Source organism: Acidovorax sp. GW101-3H11 (genome assembly GCF_001633105.1).
Classification (GTDB): domain Bacteria; phylum Pseudomonadota; class Gammaproteobacteria; order Burkholderiales; family Burkholderiaceae_C; genus Acidovorax.
This window is the reverse complement of sequence record NZ_LUKZ01000009.1, coordinates 597832-615464: the sequence shown is the minus strand read 5'-3', so window position 1 is coordinate 615464 and position 17633 is coordinate 597832. Positions and strand designations below refer to the sequence as shown.

The window sequence follows — 17633 nt, the reverse complement described above, 5'->3', positions numbered from 1 at the left end:
TCCGCATCGCGCAGCGATGCAGAGAAAGGGGGAAGCGGCGAAGCCGCTCAGGGGGTTACTTCAAACTAATCGTCGTATTGACACCGTGCGAGATGGTGCTGTCATCAAACCAGCGCGCCGTCACGGTCTTGGTCTGCGTGTAGAACAGCACGACCTGCTTGCCGTAAGGGCCCAGGTCGCCCAGCTTGGAGGCACGCGAGCCCGAGAACGAGAACAGGGGCACTGGCACAGGGATTGGCACATTGATGCCGACCTGGCCCACGTCGATCTCTTCCTGGAACTTGCGTGCGGCAGCACCCGACTGGGTGAAGATGGCGGTGCCGTTGCCGTTGGGGTTGTCGTTGATGAAGGCGATGGCTTCGTCAATGTCTGCTGCAGCCGACAGGCACAGCACGGGGCCAAAGATTTCCTGGTCGTAGATGCTCATGCCGGGCTTGACGCCGCTGAACACCGTGGGGCCCACGAAGTTGCCCTTTTCGTAGCCAGCCACCTCTGGGTTGCGGCCGTCCAGCTCCAGCGTGGCGCCGTCGGCAATGCCGCGCTCGATCAGGCTCTGCACGCGGTCCTTGGCGGCGCAGGACACCACCGGGCCCACGTCCGTGCCTTTTTCCACACCGGCGCTCACCTTCAGGGTCTTGGCCTTGGCGACCAGCTCGGGGATCCACTTTTGCGCCTCGCCCACCAGCACCACCACCGACAGCGCCATGCAGCGCTGGCCTGCGGCACCAAAAGCCGCACCGGCCAGGGCGTTCAGGGTTTGTTCCTTGTTGGCATCGGGCATCACGATGGCGTGGTTCTTGGCGCCCATCATGCATTGCACGCGCTTGCCGTTGAGGCTGGCGCGGTTGTAAACGTGCGTGCCCACCTTGGTGGAGCCCACAAAGCTGATCGCCTTGATGTCCTTGTGGTCGCAGATCGCGTTCACAGCGGCTTCGCCACCGTGGATCACGTTGAGCACGCCGGGGGGGATGCCCGCTTCGAGCGCCAGCTCGACCAGGCGCATGGTCACCATGGGGTCTTGCTCGGACGGCTTGAGCACGAAGGTGTTGCCCGTGGCGATGGCCATGGGGAACATCCACAGCGGGATCATGGCGGGGAAGTTGAAGGGGGTGATGCCTGCGCACACGCCCAGGGGCTGCATCAGTGTGTAGGTGTCCACGCCACCGGCCACGTTGTTGGCCAGCTCGCCCAGTTGCAGGTTGCCGATGCTGGCTGCGTGTTCGACCACTTCGAGGCCACGGAATACATCGCCTTCGGCATCCGGCAGGGTCTTGCCTTGCTCGGCCGTCAGGATGGCGGCCAGCTCAGCCATGTTTTCGCGGATCAGCTGCTGGTATTTGAGGAAGATGCGGGCGCGGGCGCCGATGGCGGTCTTCTTCCAGGTCTTGAAGGCCTCCTGGGCCGAGGCCACGGCTGCGTCGATTTCTTCAGGGGTGGCAAACGGCACGCGGGCCAGCACTTCCTGCGTGGCAGGGTTCACTACGTCGCGCCACTGCGTGGTCTTGGACTCGACGAACTTGCCGCCGATCAGCAGTTTGACGGTGGGGGCCAGCACGGCCTGGGAAGTCGGTGCATTCATGGGTTTGTCTCCTGGGTTGGCACGCGGCGGTTTGCCGACGAATGGCGCATCGTAGCTGTGCAAAATTGCTGAAGCAATAGACAATGCTGCACTTTGGTTTTGCAAATTTGCACATCATTGATCGCCACGCCTTGCTTGGCACGCCGATCACGGCACTGGGCATTGGCGAGCGCGTTCAACTACCGTTTCTAGGATCATGGACTGGGACAACCTGCGTTACTTCCTGGAGCTGGCCCGCTCTGGCACCCTGGCAGCCGCCGCCCGCCGCGCGGGGGTGGAGCACACCACCGTGGCCCGCCGCATCCAGGCGCTGGAAAAGCAGATGGGCGCCGCCCTGTTTGCGCGCGAGGCGGGCGGCCACCGGCTGACCGAGGCCGGGCGCCAACTGCTGCCCGCCGTGGAGGCCATGGAAACCGCCGTGCTGGGCGTGGAGCGCGCTGCCCCGGCGCAGGCGGGGGCAGGGCCCTCGGGCCTGGTGCGCGTGGGGGCCACCGAGGGCTTTGGCACGTTGATCCTGGCGCCGCACCTGGCGCGTCTCACGCAAAAGCACCCGCATTTGTCCATCGACCTGCTGGCGTTGCCGCGCATGCTGCACCTGTCGCGGCGCGAGGCGGACATCGTCATCTCGCTGGAGCGGCCCACGCGCGGCTCGGTCATCGTCACCAAGCTGGCGGATTACTCGCTGCACCTGTACGGCCAGCGCGAGTACCTGGCCCGGCGCCCCCTGGTGGCCACGCGCGAGGACCTGCGCCACCACGCGTTTGTGAGCTATGTGGACGATCTGCTGTTCACCAAGGAGCTGCAGTTTCTCGACCAGCTCTACCCGCCCGAGCGGTTTGCCATGCGCAGCACCAGCGTCACCGCGCAGTACGAGGCCGTGCGCGCCGGGGCCGGGCTGGCGGTGCTGCCCGCCTTTCTGGCCGACACCGACCCGGTGCTGGCCCGCGTGCTGCCGCAGGAGGCGCGCTTTACCCGCACCTTCTGGATGAGCATGCCCGCCGAGGCGAAACACCTGGCGCGCATGCAGGCGGTGTGGAGCTTTTTGAAGGAAGTGGGGCAAGGGGAGAGCGGGCGGCTGCGGCCGGACCGGCGGTAGCGATGGGTGTGGTGGCCGCGTCGGGACTGGCACGATTCTTCTTGGCACCCGCCTCGGCGCCTCCTAGCATGCGGTCCATCCATTCACAGACTTGGAGGCGCCCATGGCCAAGTACCGAATCCTCTGCCTGGACGGCGGCGGCCTGCGTGGTCTGATCACGGCGCGGCTGCTGGCCCGGCTCAACGCCCACCCGCAGGTGGCGGGCTGGCTGAGCACCGTGGACCTGTTCGCAGGCACCTCCACTGGCGGCATCCTGGCGCTGGGCCTGGCCTGCGGCAAAACGCCCGAGGAGATCTGCACCGTCTACAAGGAGCGCGGTGGCGTCATCTTTGACGACAGCATCTGGGACAACCTGCGCGACCTGGGAAAAACCGTGGGCGCCGACTATTCAAGCAAGGGCCTCAAGGCCGAGCTGAAAGCGGTGTTTGGCGACCTGAAGCTGCGCGACATCCCACGCAAGGTGGCCATCCCCACCTTCGACCTCGACAACGAGGAAGTGGCCGCCAAACGGACCTGGAAGCCCAAGATCTTTCACAACTTCCAGGGCGCGGACTCGGACGGCGAGCAGCTGGTGGCCCACATCGCCCAATACACCAGCTCGGCGCCCACCTACTTCCCCTCGGCCGATGGCTACATCGACGGCGGCGTGTATGCCAACAACCCCAGCATCGTCGCGCTGGCCCAGGCGATTTCGCGCCGCAACCAGCCCGCCGAACGCGCCGCGCTGGATGAGGTGGTGATGCTGTCACTGGGCACCGGCGTGAGCCTCACCTACATCAAGGGCCAGACGCTGGACTGGGGCTACGCGCAGTGGGCGCAGCCGCTCATCAACGTGCTGATGGATGGCGTGGCCGGCATCTCGGACTACCAGGCCCGGCAGCTGCTGGACGACCGCTACCACCGCCTGCAGATCGTCTTCCAACCGAACGAGACGATTGCGTTGGACGCGGTGGACAAGCTCGAACGCATGGACGAGATTGCGAGGGGGCATCCGCTGCAGGAGACAGTGGATTGGCTGCGGGGCGTGTGGCTCTGAGCCTGGGTGGCTTCGGCGAGGGGCGGGGGCGCCTGTATCAGAATCGCGCCACCACAACCCACCGGTTTCCCCGGCGCGCACCGTGAATCCTCTTGAACTCCAGGCCTACCTGCACCAGCACATTCCCTTGTCCCACGCCATGGGCGTGAGCGTGGTGGAGGCATCGCCCCAGCAGGTGGTGCTGAGCGCGCCGCTGGCGCCCAACATCAACCACCGCGACACGGTGTTTGGCGGCAGTGCCTCGGCCGTGGCCATTCTGGCGGCGTGGTCCATGCTGCACCTGCGGCTCTCGGCCGAGGGGCTGGGCAGTCGGCTGGTGATTCAGCGCAACACCATGGACTATCTCGCGCCCATGGCGGGCACCTTCACCGCTGTGGCGCAGGCACCGGCCGCGCAGGTGTGGCAGCCCTTTGCGCGCATGCTGCAGCGCAAGGGCATCGGGCGCATCGTGCAGGCGTCGGTGCTGCACTACCAGGGCGAGCCTGCGGGGCAGCTGGAGGGGGAGTTTGTGGCTTTTGGGCCTGGCTACATTTCGCCAGCCTGATGGACATGGGGTCAAGCGGCCCGGGTGATCCTGCAAAGTGGGCCCGGGAGCCCCGTTTTATTGCGCCACCGCCGCCTGCCGCGCCGCGTACGCTCCGATCACAAGGCGAAGCGGTGGCTGGCGGGATGTGTCCCAGCACGGCACTGGGATGTCGCCACGCAGGAGTTCAAGGCGATGTCACCTCTTCTTTCCGGTCTTGCATCCGTAGCCTCGCTGGTCTTCAACGCTGCGTCCAGCGGGGCGGCCAAACCTGCGGCGCCCCGGCGCGGCAGCGAAGAAGCGCAGGCGCAGCCATCGGCCGTGGTCACGCTCAGCCCCCAGGCCGAGGCGCTGGCGGGGTTTGCGGGCAAGGGCATTCTGGTGTCGCAGGGCAAGGTAGACAGTGCCCTGGGCGGCGTGCAGCGTGGCGGTGGCAGTGGTGGTGGCCTGGTGGGGTTGCCTGCGGCGGGGGGCGCGGTCTCTGCGCAGGATTTCAAGGCGCTGCTCAGCGAGTTTGGTGCGGACGACGCCCAGCAGGAGCAGATTGCCGCCGGGTTTGACACCAGCAAGGACGGCCGGATTTCGCACCAGGAGTTTCTGCAGGGGCTGGCGAGCACGTCGATCACCCGGCCGGGCAATGATTTTTCGCAGGCCGTGCTGCAGCTGATGGACCGCAGCGGCATTGCCGATGGGGTGGTGAGCCAGAGCGAATTTGCTGCGCTGGCCACGGCGTTTGCCAACGCAGAAAAGCGGGTGGGGGCTGCATAGGCCCATTGCGGGCCATGCGGCGCACCCTCAACACCAAAAAGCGGCTCCGAGGAGCCGGTTTTGGCATCAATGCTATGCAAAAGATAGCAAACTTTTCTTTTCTATAGCGCGGAGAGGGCGTTTTTTCCTCTCAATGTGCGCCGCCTGCATCGGCCGCACCACCGCCACCTGCCGTTCTGGCGGGCCGCTTGGTCAGCCAGATCAGCGCGATCAGCAACAGGAACAAACCTGCCGAGCCCAAAAAGATGTCATTGGCCGCGCGGGTGAACGCCTGCTGGTCGATCAGCCGGTTGATCTGCGCCAGCGCCTGCATCTGCGTGAGGCCGGACGCGGTGAGGTTGTCCAGCGTCTGCGCAAACACGCCCTGGCCTTGCACCAGCCCTTCGGTCAGGTGGGCGTGGTGCATGGCGGCGCGGCTCTCCCACAGCGTGGTGGCGATGGACGTGCCCATGGCCCCGGCGGTGATGCGCACGAAGTTGGAGAGGCCTGCGGCCGCCGGGATGCGCTCGGGTGCAATGCCTGCCAAGGTCAGCGTGGTCAGCGGGATAAAGAAGAACGCCATGGCTGCGCCCTGCAGCAGGGTGGGGATCAGGATGTGGATGAAGTCCGTCTGCACCGTGAACTGCGAGCGCATCCACAGCACCGTGCTGAACACGATGAACGCGCCCGTTGCCATGCGGCGCGGGTCCCACTGGCCCACCTTCTTGCCCACCAGCGGCGTGAGCAAGATGGCGAACACGCCCACCGGCGCCAGCGCCATGCCGGCCGAGGTGGCGGTGTAGCCCATCCACTGCTGCAGCCACAGCGGCAGCAGCACCACGTTGCCGAAGAAGAGGGCGTAGGCCACCGACAGCGCCAGCGCGCCAAAGGTGAAGTTGCGGCCCTTGAAGAGCTTCAGGTCCACCACCGGGTGCTTCTCGGTCAGCTCCCACACCAGGAACACGGCAAACGCCACCACCGCGACCACGGCCATGGTGATGATCTCGCCCGAGGCAAACCAGTCCAGCTCCTTGCCCTTGTCGAGCATGAGCTGCAGCGCACCCACCCACAGCACCAGCAGGGAGAGGCCCACGGTGTCGATGGGCAGCTTGCGGATGGGGGTCTCGCGCTGGCGGTAGATGCCCCAGGTGAGCAGCCCGGCCAGCAGGCCCACGGGCACGTTGATGTAGAAGATCCACGGCCAGGAGATGTTGTCAGTAATCCACCCGCCCAGCAGCGGCCCCACCACAGGCGCCACCAGCGTGGTCACGCCCCACAACGCCAGGGCGGTGCCCGCCAGCGCCTTGGGATAGCTGGCCAGCAGCAGGGTTTGGCTCAGCGGGATCATCGGCCCCGCCACCAGGCCCTGCAGCACGCGGAAGAACACCAGCATTTCCAGCGACGAGGCAAAGCCGCACAGCCAGGAGGTCAGCACAAACAGCATCACGCTCATGGTGAACAGGCGCACCGCGCCAAAGCGCTGCGTGAGCCAGCCAGTGAGCGGCACCGAGATGGCATTGGCCACGCCAAAGCTGGTAATGACCCAGGTGCCCTGGCCGGGGCTCACACCCAGGTCACCGGCAATGGCGGGGATGGAGACGTTGGCGATGGACGAGTCCAGCACGTTCATGAACGTGGCCAGCGACAGCGACAGCGTGCCTAGCAGCAGGGCCGTGCCTTGCAGTGGCGGGTAGGCGGCAGGCGGCCCGGGCGGGGCAGGGGGTTGTGTTGCAGCAGGCGCCGAACTGGCGGGCGCCTGGTCTGCAGTGGGGTTGGCGGCGGTCATGCTCTGTCCACCGGTTTACTGCACCACGGGCGACTGCACGGTGGCTGCGGTTGGCGCCGAGGCATGCTGCTGGCTTGCCACAGGCGCCTTGCCCACCTTGGGCGATGCCACGGCCACGGCGGCCTTGCCGCTGCGGCCCAGGTTGGCGGCAATGATATGGGCCACCTCATCGTCGGCAGCCTTGAACTGCGCGTCGAACACGGCGGTGGCAGCCACGGGGGTGGTGCGCTGGGTGTCGGCCAGGGTCTTGCCAGTCTGGTCGGCGGTGTCCACCTTCACTTCCATCGACAGGCCCACGCGCAGCGGGTGCTCGGCCACTTCCTTGGGGTCGAGCGCAATGCGCACGGGCACACGCTGCACCACCTTGATCCAGTTGCCGGTGGCGTTCTGTGCGGGCAGCAGCGCAAAGGCGGCGCCGGTGCCTGCGCCCAGGCCCGTGACGGTGCCGTGGTAGACCACCTTGGTGCCGTACACGTCGGCTTCCAGCTCGGCGGTCTGGCCAATGCGCAGGGTCTTGAGCTGGCTTTCCTTGAAGTTCGCGTCCACCCACAGGTCGTTCAGCGGCACCAGCGTCATCAGCGGGGCACCCGCCTGCACACGCTGGCCCACCTGCACGCCGCGCTTGGCCACATGGCCGTCCAGCGGGGCCACCAGCTGGGCGCGCTGCACGGCCAGGTAGGCCTCGCGCACGCGGGCCGAGGCACGCGCCACGTTGGGGTGCTGCTCGATGGAGGTGCCCTCGGTCTGTGTCTGGCTGGCGGCCAGTTGTTCTTGCGCGGCCAGCACGGCCGACTGCGCGGCGGCCACGGTGCTCTTGGCGGCGGCCAGCTGGGCGCTGGCGTGCTGGAACTCTTCCTTGCCCACGGCCCCGCTGGCCATCAGCGGGGCGCGGCGGTTCACGTCGTCCTGCATGCGGGCGGAGTCGGCCTGGGCGCGGGCCAGGTCGGCACTGCGCAGGCTGACCTGAGCCTTGAGCGTGGCGTTGTTGGCATACAAGGTGCGCACCTCGCGCACGGTCTGGGCCAGCTGGGCCTCGGCCTGCTCCAGCGCCACGCGGGCGTCGGCAGGGTCCAGCTTGACCAGCAGTTGCCCGGCCTTCACGTAGTCGGTGTCGTCTGCGCCGATAGACACCACGGTGCCGCCGATCTGCGGCGTGATCTGCACCACGTTGCCTGCCACGTAGGCGTTGTCGGTGGTCTCGACATGGCGGCCATTGGCCCAGTGCCAGCCGCCCCAGCCGATGGCTGCGATCGCCACGGCGGCAGCAATGATCGTGAGGCCCCGGCGGCGGGCGGTGTTGGCTTCGTTGGCGGTGAGGGGTTCGCTGTTGGCGGTCATGGCAGTGGTCTTTCAGGAATGTGTTGTTGTTTGGTTTTGTCTGTTTTCACCTCACCATCGTTCGGGCTGAGCTTGTCGAAGCTCTGCGCGGCGCTTCGACAGGCTCAGCGTGAACGGGTGGGGGTGTGCATGAAGGGGGGGCGGCCTCGGGTCTCTACGTTGGACTTCAGCGCTTACTTTTCTGCGCTTATTTCGCCGCGGTGTGCAGCACGGCGGTGTCATCGGTCCAGCCGCCACCCAGCGCCTTCATCAGCACCAGGCGGGTGTCCAACTGGCGCGCCCGCAGGTCCACGGCCAGGCGGCGCTGGGCCAGCACCTGGCTTTCGGTGGAGAGCACCACCAGGTAGTTGCCCAGGCCCGCGCGGTAACGCTCCTGTGCAAAGCGGTAGGCCTTTTCGGCGCTGGCCACGGCTTCGTCCTGCAGCGCCTGCTGGCGGGTGAGCGACTGGATGGAGGCCACGGCGTCGCCGGCTTCTTTCACCGCATCGAGCACGGCGCCGTTGTACTGGGCGATGGCCATGTCCAGCTCGGCAGCGCGGCCGCCCAGCTGGGCACGCAGGCGGCCCCCGTCAAAGATCGGCAGGCGCAGCGCGGGCGTCACGCCCATCTGGCGCGAGCTGCCGTTGAACAGCCGGTCCAGCCCCAGCGAGTTCAGGCCAATGAACGCGCCGATGTTGATGTTGGGATAGAACTCGCTGCGCGCGCTGTTCACGCCCTGCGTTGCCGCCTCCACGCGCCAGCGCGCGGCCACCACGTCGGGGCGGCGGCCCAGCAGGTCGGCGCCCAGCACCTCGGGCACGGCTGTGGGTTGCAGTGCGGCGAGCTGCGGCGTGACCGTGGGCAGCGCGTCGGGCGCCTGGCCGGTCAGCACGGCCAGCTGGCGGCGGGCCAGGGTGATCTGCTCGTCCAGCGCTTCGATTTGTGTGCGGGCGTCGGGCACAGCGGCCTGTGCCTGGGTCAGCTCGACCTGGCTGTCCAGGCCTGCAGAGGTGCGCTCTTGCGTGAGCTTGCGTTGTTCTTCACGCTGCTCCAGCGCGCGTGTGGCCACATCGCGCTGGGCCACCAGCCGGGCCAGGGCCACATAGCTGCGGCCCACCTGGGCGGCCAGGGTGTTGGCAGCGGCGGCTGCATCGGCCTGGGCGGCGCGGGCCTGGCCCAGGGCGGCCTGCAGCTCGGCGGCGTGCTGGCCAAAGAAGTCGGGCGACCAGCTCAGCGTGGCCTGCACGGTGCCGCTGTTGTAGGTGTTGCCTGCCACGGGGGCTGGCACCAGCCCATTGGCGGTGTAGCGCTGGCGGGTGGCGTCCACGCCCAGGGTGGCCTGCGGGCCGTTGGCGGCTTCGCGCACCTGGCTCAGCGCCACGGCCTGTTCCAGGCGCGCACGGCTCACGGCCAGGCTGGGGTTGCCTTGCAGGGCGGTGTCGATCAGGGTGTTGAGCTGCGCGTCGCCCAGGGCTTTCCACCACTGGCTGGGGGCGGCGGTGTCGGTGGTGCCGGCTGCCGCCAGGCCGACCGCAGCAGGCGTGGTCTGGGTCAGCGGAGTATGCGGCGCGCCAGGGCTGGCGCAGCCCACCAGCAGGATGGCGGCGGCCAACGCCAGTGCGGAGACCGCGAAGTGCGCGGCGAACGCCGTGCGGATGGAGGGCTGGGGGGCGGTGGTGTTCACAAAGTTCTCCCGAATGATTTTGAGGTGTTGTGTGGAGGAAAACGGTGCGCGGATCAGGCAGAGGGCATAGCGGCGGAGTCCGGCCTGAGCTGCTGGCGCAGGGCTTCGCCATTGGCCAGCATGCGGCGCAGCAGGCTCAGCAGCGTTTGCCATTCCTCATGGCTGAAGTCGCTCAGGTGGCCGTTGAGTACGTCGGCCAGCACCGGCGGCACCTGGGCGGCTACCTTGTCGCCCTCGGGAGTGAGCGCCAGTTGCACCACGCGGCGGTCGGTGGTGGAGCGCTCGCGCGCCACCAGGCCCTTGGCCTCCAGGCGGTCCAGTGCGCGGGTCATGGAGGCCGGGTCGGTCTCCAGGTCCCGCGCCAGGCTGGCCACGGTGGTGGTGGGGCAGCGCGAGATCTTGAACAGCGGCAGCCACTGGGCGTAGGTCAGGTCGTGGGTGGACAGCTGCGCATCGGCCTGGGTGCGGATGGACGTCATCACCTTGCGCATCAGGTAGCCCACGCTGTTTTCGGGCTGGAGCTGGTTGGGGCTGTAAAAGCCAGGGCCGGGCTGCGACGGCGAGGAGGTGTGGGAAGTCATGGAGGGTGAATTTAATTGACTAGACAATTATTGTCTTGGCAAATAGATAACACCCGCGATGTACTCAGGGTTTTTGCGGGGTCATGATTGCTATCAAAGGGATAGCTATGGATGAATACAGACGTGCGCAGGGCACCAATTTGACATTGAGCCGACGGTACAGCAGATGAGAGTGGGCCGCCCGCGCAGGCCCGTGCAGCGCGTGGGCGTATCGGCTATTGCCCGGTCAGGCGCTGCGCCCAGGCGGGCAGCGGCTGGGCCAAGGGCGCGACCTGGGCGGGGGAGCACACGGCCACCAGCTGCGGTCCGGTGCTGGTGCCGGTGGCCTCGGCAGCGTCATACAGATAGGACACATCCGCCTGCCGCACGGCCTGGGCCAGGTTGTCCATGGTGCGGGGGTAGCGGGCCAGGATGCGTTCGGGCAGCACCGGGTGCCCGCCTTCGCGCACGCGCTGCGCCACGCGGGTCAGCAGCCGGGCCGGGTCGTCCAGCGCCACGATGTACAGGGCCACGGTGTAGCCGCAGCGCTGGGCTTCTTCGATGAGCGCCAGTTTGGAGGGGTGTGAAAACACGGTTTCGCTGGCGAAGTCGGTGCCCTCGCGCAGCAAGGTGGCACGGCGGTCATCGGCCCATTGGCGGGCGGCTTCGGACCGGGCTTCGGGGTCGGCAATGTGTTGCAGGTGCGCCTGTTCGTACAGGTCGGCGTTCACAAACTCCAGCGGCGGGCCCAGGATGCCTTCGCGCACCAGGGCGCGGTACAGCGTGGATTTGCCCGCGCCGTTCGGGCCTGCCAGCAGGTGGAACCAGCGGGGTGGAGTGTTGTGGCGGGGCGGCGGAGAGGGCTGCTGGGCGGGGGCCACCATGCAAGGTCAGGCGACAGGGGTGGCGGCTTTGGCCTGGTTCTCCAGCACCACTTCACGCACCCGCTGCGCCAGCGTGCCGCGCGTTTGGGCTGCCAGCAGGCGGGCGGTGAGGGCGTCCACCGACGTGGGGGGCGCCAGGGCGGCGGTGCGCGCCGCTGCGGCTTCGTACTGCTCAATGGCGCTGCGGGCCTCCTGCACGCTCAGGCCCGTGTGTTCCACGATCTGGCCCAGCGTGGCCCAGTATTCGATCTGGCTGGCCACCGAGCGGCGCATGGGCTGCGCGGCCTGGCGGGCCTGCTCCACCAGGTGGGCGGGGAGCTTGACGGAAGAAAAGGCGGTGGCGGACATGGCGATCTCCTGATTGGCGCATTTTGCGCCAATCAGGACGCAGATGCAAAGTGCCCGGCCGGCCTCACTCTCTCCGTACATGGGTGTAGGGCGATACCATGCGCGCTCAAACCTTCATTCACCCGCCGATTCAGCCTGCAGATTGCCCTATGACCGAATCTCCCTTGCTCGCATCCGCCCCTTCTGCCACCCCTCCGCTGCGTTTTGCTGTGATGGGCGCGGGCGCCGTGGGTTGCTACTTTGGCGCCTTGCTGGCGCGTGCGGGCCATGCCGTCACGCTCATCGGGCGGCCCGCCCATGTGCTGGCCGTGCGCGACAACGGCCTGCGGTTGCAGACGGCGGAAATGGACGTGCAGGTGCCCCTGGCGGCCAGCACCGAGGCCAGTGCCGTGCACGGTGCAGACGTGGTGCTGTTCTGCGTGAAGTCGTCCGACACGGAAGACGCGGCGCGCCAGATTCGCCCGCACCTGGCCTCCGGCGCGCTGGTGCTGACCTTGCAGAATGGCGTGGACAACGACGAGCGCGTGCGCGCCGTGCTGGACGCCAGCACCCCCGTGGCCGCTGCCGTGGTCTATGTGGCCACCGCCATGGGCGGCCCGGGGCATGTGGTGCACCATGGCCGGGGCGAGCTGGTGATTGCGCCATCGCCACGCAGCGATGAAGTGGCCCGCCATCTCACGGCGGCAGGCATCCCCACCCAGGTGTCAGACAACGTGCGCGGCGCGCTCTGGGCCAAGCTGGTGCTCAACAGCGCCTACAACGCGCTGTCGGCCCTGTCGCAACAGCCCTATGGTCCGCTGGTGCAGGTGCCCGGCGTGACGCAGGTGATTGCCGACATCGTGGCCGAATGTCTGGCCGTGGCGGCGGCCGATGGGGTGACGATTCCGGGCGATGTGCAGGCGGCCGTGCGCGGCATTGCCAGCACCATGCCGGGGCAATATTCGTCCACCGCGCAGGACCTGGCGCGAGGCAAACCCACCGAGATCGACCACCTGAACGGTTATGTGGTCCAGCGCGGCGCGGCCCTGGGGGTGCCAACGCCGCTGAACCACGCGCTGCAGGTGCTGGTGAAGTTGGCAGAAGCGCGGGGCGTTTCTGCTTAGTGGGGGCGCTTAGCGGGGCTCCAACCGTACGCCCTCAAAAACCTGAAAACCGTTCACGCTGAGCCTGTCGAAGCGCCGCGCACGGCTTCGACAGGCTCAGCCCGAACGGGTATTTCTGGCGGATCGAACGCGAAAAACGCTATCAGGCTGCCGCTTCCTCCAGCAGCCGCTCCCGCACTTCCCGTGCCGCCTGCACCATGTGGCGCAGGGCGGCTTCGGTCTCGGGCCAGCCCCGGGTTTTCAGGCCGCAGTCGGGGTTCACCCACAGGTGCTCCACGGGCACGACCTCGGCGGCTTTTTCCAGCAGCGCGGCCATCTCCTGCACGCCGGGCACGCGGGGCGAGTGGATGTCGTACACGCCGGGGCCGATCTCGTTGGGGTAGCGGAAATCTCCGAACCCCTGCAGCAGCTCCATGTCCGACCGGCTCGTCTCAATCGTGATCACATCCGCGTCCATGGCCGCGATGGCGGGCAGGATGTCGTTGAACTCGCTGTAGCACATGTGGGTGTGGATCTGCGTGTCGTTGCGCACCCCGCTGGCACTGATGCGGAAGGCGCGTGTAGCGCGGTCCAGATAGCTCTTCCACCCCGCGCGGCGCAGCGGCAGCCCTTCACGGATGGCGGGTTCGTCGATCTGGATGATGGCAATGTCGGCGGCTTCCAGGTCGCACACCTCGTCGCGGATGGCCCAGGCGATCTGGTCGGCCGTGGTGGCGCGGGGCTGGTCGTCGCGCACAAAGCTCCACTGCAGGATGGTGATGGGGCCGGTGAGCATGCCTTTCATGGGCTTGGTGGTCAGGCTCTGCGCGTACTGCGTCCAGGCCACCGTCATGGGCGTGGGACGGGCCACGTCGCCGTAAATGATGGGCGGCTTCACGCAGCGCGAACCATAGCTTTGCACCCAGCCATTGGCGGTAAAGGCAAAGCCGTCCAGCTGCTCGCCAAAGTATTCGACCATGTCGTTACGCTCGGCCTCGCCGTGCACCAGCACGTCGAGGCCCAGCGCTTCCTGCTTGCGCACGGCCAATTCGATTTCGGCTTGCATCTTCTGTTGATAGTGCGTGGAATCGAGTGCGCCACGCTTGAATGCAGCGCGTGCGGCGCGGATCTCCGCCGTCTGTGGGAACGAGCCGATGGTGGTGGTGGGCAGCAGCGGCAGCTTCAGCCGTGCGCGCTGGGCCTTTTGCCGGGCGGGGAAGGCACTGGCGCGCTGGTCGGCCCCCGGTGCGGCGGCGGCAATGCGGGCCGCCACGGTGGCGCGGTGCACACGCGGGCTGGCGCGGCGGGCGGCCAGCGCGGTGCGGGCGGCGTGCAGTTCGTCGTCCACCGCCGCTTCGCCTTGCGACAAGGCGGTGGAGAGCACACGCAGCTCGTCCAACTTCTCCACCGCAAACGCCAGCCAGGACTTCACTTCGGCGTCCAACTGCGTTTCGGCCTCTAAGCTGAACGGCACATGCAGCAGCGAGCACGATGGTGCCAGCCACAGCTCGCCCTGGTGTTTGTCGGCCACGGGGCGCAGCTTTTGCAGCGCTGTATCTAGGTCGGTGCGCCAGATGTTGCGGCCGTCCACGATGCCCACTGACAGCACCTTGTGTGACGGGAGCCAGTCGGCCACGCCCACCAGCTCGTCGGGGGCACGCACGGCATCCACATGCAGGCCCGCCACGGGCAGCTGGCAGGCCAGGCGCAGGTTTTCGGCCAGCGGCGAGAAGTAGGTGGCCAGCAGCAGCTTGGGCGCGCTGCGGGCGAGTTGCCAGTAGCTGGGCTCGAACGCATGGCGCCACGCATCGGGCAAGTCTAGGCCCAGGATGGGCTCGTCGATCTGCACCCATTCCACACCCTGGGCCTTCAGGCGTGCCAGCACGGCTTCGTACACGGGCAGCAGGGACTCCAGCAGGCTGAATCGGTCGAAGCCCGCCGTTTTGGATTTGCCCAGCCACAAGAAGCTCAGCGGCCCCAGCAGCACGGCCTTGACGCGGTGGCCCAGCGCCAGGGCCTCGGCCACTTCGGCAAACAGGCGCTCACTGGCCAGGTGGAACTGGGTGTGGGCGCTGAACTCGGGCACGAGGTAGTGGTAGTTGGTGTCGAACCACTTGGTCATCTCCAGTGCGGGCTGGCCTGCGGTGTGGTGCTTGGCGGTGCAACCGGCGCTGCAGCCTGCGTGGTCAGGTGTGGTGTGGGCCGACACGCCCCGTGCCATTGCAAAGTAGCGGGCCAGCTCGGGCGTGTGGGCATCAAAGCCAAAACGTGCAGGCTCGCAGCCCAGCAGTTGGATGTGGTTGGCTACGTGGTCGTACAGCGCAAAGTCGCCCACGGTCACACAACCCAGGCCTGCATCGGCCTGCGCTTGCCAGTGTTGCTGGCGCAGCTGGGCGGCCGTGGCCTGCAGATCGGCCTCGGTGCTGTCGCCGCGCCAGAAGGATTCGAGTGCGAACTTCAGCGCGCGCTGCGCCCCCATGCGCGGAAAGCCCAGGGTGTGCGTGAGCACGGGGCGGCGGGTGGCGGCTGTTACGACAACTGCGGCGAGCGACATGGTGATTTCCTTCTTCTGAATGGAGCAATGCAATGAAGGCACCGATGGTCGCGCGGGCTCGTTTATTATTCAAACGAAAGTTTTAGTCGATCAACTTGAAAATTTATAATGAACCAGTCGATTCTGGAAGTGCGCCACCTGCGCACCCTGGTGGCCTTGCGTGACAGCGGCAGCCTGGTGCGGGCTGCGCAGCTGCTCAACCTCACGCAGTCGGCCCTGTCGCACCAGATCAAGCTGCTGGAAGACCGCTACGGCCAGCCGCTGTTTGAGCGCAAATCGGTGCCGCCGCAGTTCACCGCCGTGGGCGAACGCCTGCTCGCGCTGGCCGATGCGATGCTGCCGCAGGTGGAAGGGGCCGAGCGCGACATTGCCCGCCTGGTGCTGGGGCAGGGTGGGCAGATGCGCATTGCGGTGGAGTGCCACACCTGCTTTGACTGGCTGATGCCCGCGATGGACGCGTTTCGCACCCGCTGGCCCGAGGTGGAGCTGGACATCGTGAGCGGCTTCCATGCCGACCCCGTGGGCCTGCTGCACCAGGGCCGGGCCGATGTGGCCATCGTGTCGGAGGTGGATGCCGACGAGGCGGGCGTGGACTACCACGCGCTGTTTGCCTTTGAGATCCGCGCGCTGCTGGCCAACACGCACCCGCTGGTGGCCAAGCCGCACCTGGTGGCGCAGGACTTTGCCGACCAGACCATCATCACCTACCCCGTGCCCGACGAAATGCTCGATTTGATCCGCCAGGTGCTGGAGCCCGCCGGCGTGCGCCCCCCGCGCCGCACCACCGAGCTGACGGTGGCCATGCTGCAGCTGGTGGCCAGTGGGCGCGGCGTGGCGGCGCTGCCGCTGTGGGCGGTGCAGAGTTACCTGGACCGGGGGTACGTGACTGCTAGGCCGATTGGCGACAAAGGCCTGCGCGGCGAGCTGCACGCCGCCTGCCTGCCCAGCCTGTCGGCCAAGCCCTACCTACAGGATTTTGTGCAGGTCACGCGCGAGACGAGTTTTGTGACGCTCAAGGGCGTTGAGCTTTTGTAGTCGGATCAGGCGCGTACTTGTCGCCCACCTCTTCGCGCAGCGGGTGGGTGTCGTAGACGATGTTCATGTCGCGGATGCGGGTGCTGCCCGCGTCGAAGGTGAACACATCCACGCAGGTGAAGGTCACCTCGCGGCCGTCGTTCAAAGTCCAGTCGTAGCGGAAATAGGCAGCGACCCGCACGGCGCCGCCGTTGTCTGGTTGGACGGATTCGAACAGATCCAGCACGGTGATCACGCTGCCGCTGGAGGCCTGGGCGAGCTTTTGGAAAAAGTCGCTCGCGCGCATGGTGCCCAGAAACGGCGAGTGCACCACGCCATCGTCTTCAAAGCAGCCGATCAGCCCGTCGGTGTGGCTGGCGTGCAGGTGGGCGAGGTAGGTGCGGACGGTGTCGAGTGGCGTGGTCATGGGCAGGAGCGTGGTGGAGAAAGATGCCCAGAGCTTCGCCGCGCCCGGCGGCTGCGACAAGAGACAATGGCGCCTCATACATAAAAGCTGCTTATGTATCTGCGCTACCTGCACTACCTCCAATCCGTCATCGACCAAGGCTCGTTTGCGCGTGCCGCGCAGGCCTGTGGGGTGTCGCAGCCCGCCATCAGCCAGGGCATGAAGGTGCTGCAGGCGCAGTTCGAAACGCCCCTGCTGGTGCGGGACGGGCGCCGTTATGTGCCCACCGACCTGGCCCGGCGTGTGGTGGCCGAAGGCGCGCCGCTGGCCCAGCGCATTGACGCCTTGCCGCTGACCCGCGCGGGCGCTGCAAACCGCAAGGTGTTGCGCGTGGGGCTCACGGCCTCCGCCGCGCTGGTCTGTGGGCCGCTGCTGTACGAGGCCTGGTGCCTGCCGCAGCCCCAGCGTTCACTGGAGATGACCACCACCGACGAGGGGAGCCTGCTGACGGGCCTGCTGCATGGCAGTTTCGACGCCGTGATTGCGCCCCGGCCGCGCCAGTTTGCCCACCCGGATGTGGTGCAGTGGCGCTTGTACGAGCTGCAGCCGCAAATTTATGCACGGCGGCGCCACCCGCTGGCGCGTGCCCGGTCGCTGGCCGATTTGCAAGGCGCTGCCTGGGGCTGTGTGGGCCCGAGCGTGAGCGGCCCGGTGGACGTGCTGACCGAGGCACACCGCGTTCGGCGCATGCCCGCGCCGCGCATGGCCGTGCGCTGCCCGGACTTTGCCAGCCTGTTGAACCTGGTGGTGGACTCGGACCTGCTGGCTGTGGTGCCGCACCCCGCGCTGCTGGGGGCGGCGGCAGAGTTGGTGGCCCCGCTGCAATTGGCCGAGGCGCTGCCGCTGTATGGCATGTGGCTGTTCGAGCGCAAGGCGCGCAAGCCCCGCCTGGGGCCGCAGGTGTTTGCGGGGTGGGTGTGAGGCAGGGCCGCACGGGTGTGGAGCTTGGCGCTATGT

16 protein-coding genes are annotated in these 17633 nt (G+C 67.4%); 7 read left to right on the top strand and 9 right to left on the bottom strand.

What is annotated here, in order from left to right; genetic code table 11:
- Nucleotides 1-55 precede the first annotated feature (55 nt).
- Nucleotides 56-1579, bottom strand: coding sequence for a CoA-acylating methylmalonate-semialdehyde dehydrogenase (locus A1D30_RS08790; RefSeq protein WP_063460886.1), 1524 nt, complete (start codon nt 1577-1579; stop codon nt 56-58).
- A 196-nt stretch (nt 1580-1775) separates the two neighbouring features.
- Between A1D30_RS08790 and A1D30_RS08785 the strand changes: the two genes are divergently transcribed.
- The 4 genes from A1D30_RS08785 to A1D30_RS08770 all read left to right on the top strand — a co-directional run bounded on the left by A1D30_RS08785 (nt 1776) and on the right by A1D30_RS08770 (nt 5002).
- Complete coding sequence (locus A1D30_RS08785; RefSeq protein WP_063460360.1) at nt 1776-2675, top strand: LysR family transcriptional regulator; 900 nt, start codon at nt 1776-1778, stop codon at nt 2673-2675.
- Between the two features lie 103 nt (nt 2676-2778).
- Complete coding sequence (locus A1D30_RS08780; RefSeq protein ID WP_063460359.1) at nt 2779-3711, top strand: patatin-like phospholipase family protein; 933 nt, start codon at nt 2779-2781, stop codon at nt 3709-3711.
- Between the two features lie 82 nt (nt 3712-3793).
- Nucleotides 3794-4255 (top strand): YiiD C-terminal domain-containing protein, encoded by a 462-nt coding sequence (locus A1D30_RS08775; RefSeq protein WP_063460358.1) that lies wholly within the window; start codon nt 3794-3796, stop codon nt 4253-4255.
- Nucleotides 4256-4429: 174 nt separating this feature from the next.
- The gene (locus A1D30_RS08770; protein ID WP_063460357.1) at nt 4430-5002 is read left to right on the top strand and encodes a hypothetical protein; all 573 of its coding nucleotides are present in this window, start codon (nt 4430-4432) and stop codon (nt 5000-5002) included.
- Between the two features lie 130 nt (nt 5003-5132).
- On the opposite strand, the gene A1D30_RS08765 is transcribed toward A1D30_RS08770, so the two are convergent.
- The 6 genes from A1D30_RS08765 to A1D30_RS08740 all read right to left on the bottom strand — a co-directional run bounded on the left by A1D30_RS08765 (nt 5133) and on the right by A1D30_RS08740 (nt 11560).
- Nucleotides 5133-6767, bottom strand: coding sequence for a DHA2 family efflux MFS transporter permease subunit (locus A1D30_RS08765; protein ID WP_063460356.1), 1635 nt, complete (start codon nt 6765-6767; stop codon nt 5133-5135).
- A gap of 15 nt (nt 6768-6782) precedes the next feature.
- Nucleotides 6783-8105 (bottom strand): HlyD family efflux transporter periplasmic adaptor subunit, encoded by a 1323-nt coding sequence (locus tag A1D30_RS08760; protein WP_063460355.1) that lies wholly within the window; start codon nt 8103-8105, stop codon nt 6783-6785.
- A gap of 187 nt (nt 8106-8292) precedes the next feature.
- Nucleotides 8293-9768, bottom strand: a complete 1476-nt coding sequence (locus tag A1D30_RS08755) for an efflux transporter outer membrane subunit (RefSeq protein ID WP_199865941.1) — start codon at nt 9766-9768, stop codon at nt 8293-8295.
- Nucleotides 9769-9821: 53 nt separating this feature from the next.
- Nucleotides 9822-10349 carry a MarR family transcriptional regulator gene (locus A1D30_RS08750; RefSeq protein ID WP_063460354.1) on the bottom strand — a complete coding sequence of 176 codons (528 nt, stop codon included), beginning with the start codon at nt 10347-10349 and terminating at the stop codon, nt 9822-9824.
- Between the two features lie 215 nt (nt 10350-10564).
- The gene (locus A1D30_RS08745) at nt 10565-11212 is read right to left on the bottom strand and encodes a zeta toxin family protein (protein ID WP_063460353.1); all 648 of its coding nucleotides are present in this window, start codon (nt 11210-11212) and stop codon (nt 10565-10567) included.
- A gap of 6 nt (nt 11213-11218) precedes the next feature.
- Nucleotides 11219-11560 carry a hypothetical protein gene (locus tag A1D30_RS08740; RefSeq protein ID WP_063460352.1) on the bottom strand — a complete coding sequence of 114 codons (342 nt, stop codon included), beginning with the start codon at nt 11558-11560 and terminating at the stop codon, nt 11219-11221.
- Nucleotides 11561-11709: 149 nt separating this feature from the next.
- Between A1D30_RS08740 and A1D30_RS08735 the strand changes: the two genes are divergently transcribed.
- Complete coding sequence (locus A1D30_RS08735; protein WP_063460351.1) at nt 11710-12663, top strand: ketopantoate reductase family protein; 954 nt, start codon at nt 11710-11712, stop codon at nt 12661-12663.
- Between the two features lie 142 nt (nt 12664-12805).
- Here A1D30_RS08735 and metE read toward each other — a convergent pair whose 3' ends face one another.
- Nucleotides 12806-15196 carry a 5-methyltetrahydropteroyltriglutamate--homocysteine S-methyltransferase gene (gene metE, locus A1D30_RS08730; protein WP_063460350.1) on the bottom strand — a complete coding sequence of 797 codons (2391 nt, stop codon included), beginning with the start codon at nt 15194-15196 and terminating at the stop codon, nt 12806-12808.
- Nucleotides 15197-15304: 108 nt separating this feature from the next.
- Here metE and A1D30_RS08725 point away from each other — a divergent pair, with 108 nt between their 5' ends.
- A complete protein-coding gene (locus tag A1D30_RS08725) occupies nt 15305-16231 on the top strand; it encodes a LysR family transcriptional regulator (RefSeq protein ID WP_063460349.1) in 927 nt (308 codons plus the stop codon).
- Here the strand turns inward: A1D30_RS08725 and A1D30_RS08720 are convergent.
- A complete protein-coding gene (locus A1D30_RS08720) occupies nt 16209-16637 on the bottom strand; it encodes a nuclear transport factor 2 family protein (protein ID WP_063460884.1) in 429 nt (142 codons plus the stop codon). The two genes, A1D30_RS08725 and A1D30_RS08720, sit on opposite strands and share 23 nt — an antisense overlap.
- 93 nt (nt 16638-16730) lie before the next feature.
- Between A1D30_RS08720 and A1D30_RS08715 the strand changes: the two genes are divergently transcribed.
- Nucleotides 16731-17597 carry a LysR family transcriptional regulator gene (locus tag A1D30_RS08715; RefSeq protein WP_063460348.1) on the top strand — a complete coding sequence of 289 codons (867 nt, stop codon included), beginning with the start codon at nt 16731-16733 and terminating at the stop codon, nt 17595-17597.
- Nucleotides 17598-17633 lie beyond the last annotated feature (36 nt).

What these genes read in the sequence shown, in the direction of transcription:
- A1D30_RS08785 (WP_063460360.1), top strand. Translation starts at nt 1,776, where the DNA reads ATGGACTGGGACAACCTGCGTTACTTCCTGGAGCTGGCCCGCTCTGGC.
- A1D30_RS08735 (WP_063460351.1), top strand. Translation starts at nt 11,710, where the DNA reads ATGACCGAATCTCCCTTGCTCGCATCCGCCCCTTCTGCCACCCCTCCG.
- A1D30_RS08770 (WP_063460357.1), top strand. Translation starts at nt 4,430, where the DNA reads ATGTCACCTCTTCTTTCCGGTCTTGCATCCGTAGCCTCGCTGGTCTTC.
- A1D30_RS08760 (WP_063460355.1), bottom strand. Translation starts at nt 8,105, where the DNA reads ATGACCGCCAACAGCGAACCCCTCACCGCCAACGAAGCCAACACCGCC.
- A1D30_RS08790 (WP_063460886.1), bottom strand. Translation starts at nt 1,579, where the DNA reads ATGAATGCACCGACTTCCCAGGCCGTGCTGGCCCCCACCGTCAAACTG.
- A1D30_RS08780 (WP_063460359.1), top strand. Translation starts at nt 2,779, where the DNA reads ATGGCCAAGTACCGAATCCTCTGCCTGGACGGCGGCGGCCTGCGTGGT.
- A1D30_RS08715 (WP_063460348.1), top strand. Translation starts at nt 16,731, where the DNA reads ATGTATCTGCGCTACCTGCACTACCTCCAATCCGTCATCGACCAAGGC.
- A1D30_RS08740 (WP_063460352.1), bottom strand. Translation starts at nt 11,560, where the DNA reads ATGTCCGCCACCGCCTTTTCTTCCGTCAAGCTCCCCGCCCACCTGGTG.
- metE (WP_063460350.1), bottom strand. Translation starts at nt 15,196, where the DNA reads ATGTCGCTCGCCGCAGTTGTCGTAACAGCCGCCACCCGCCGCCCCGTG.
- A1D30_RS08765 (WP_063460356.1), bottom strand. Translation starts at nt 6,767, where the DNA reads ATGACCGCCGCCAACCCCACTGCAGACCAGGCGCCCGCCAGTTCGGCG.
- A1D30_RS08720 (WP_063460884.1), bottom strand. Translation starts at nt 16,637, where the DNA reads ATGACCACGCCACTCGACACCGTCCGCACCTACCTCGCCCACCTGCAC.
- A1D30_RS08725 (WP_063460349.1), top strand. Translation starts at nt 15,305, where the DNA reads ATGAACCAGTCGATTCTGGAAGTGCGCCACCTGCGCACCCTGGTGGCC.
- A1D30_RS08745 (WP_063460353.1), bottom strand. Translation starts at nt 11,212, where the DNA reads ATGGTGGCCCCCGCCCAGCAGCCCTCTCCGCCGCCCCGCCACAACACT.
- A1D30_RS08750 (WP_063460354.1), bottom strand. Translation starts at nt 10,349, where the DNA reads ATGACTTCCCACACCTCCTCGCCGTCGCAGCCCGGCCCTGGCTTTTAC.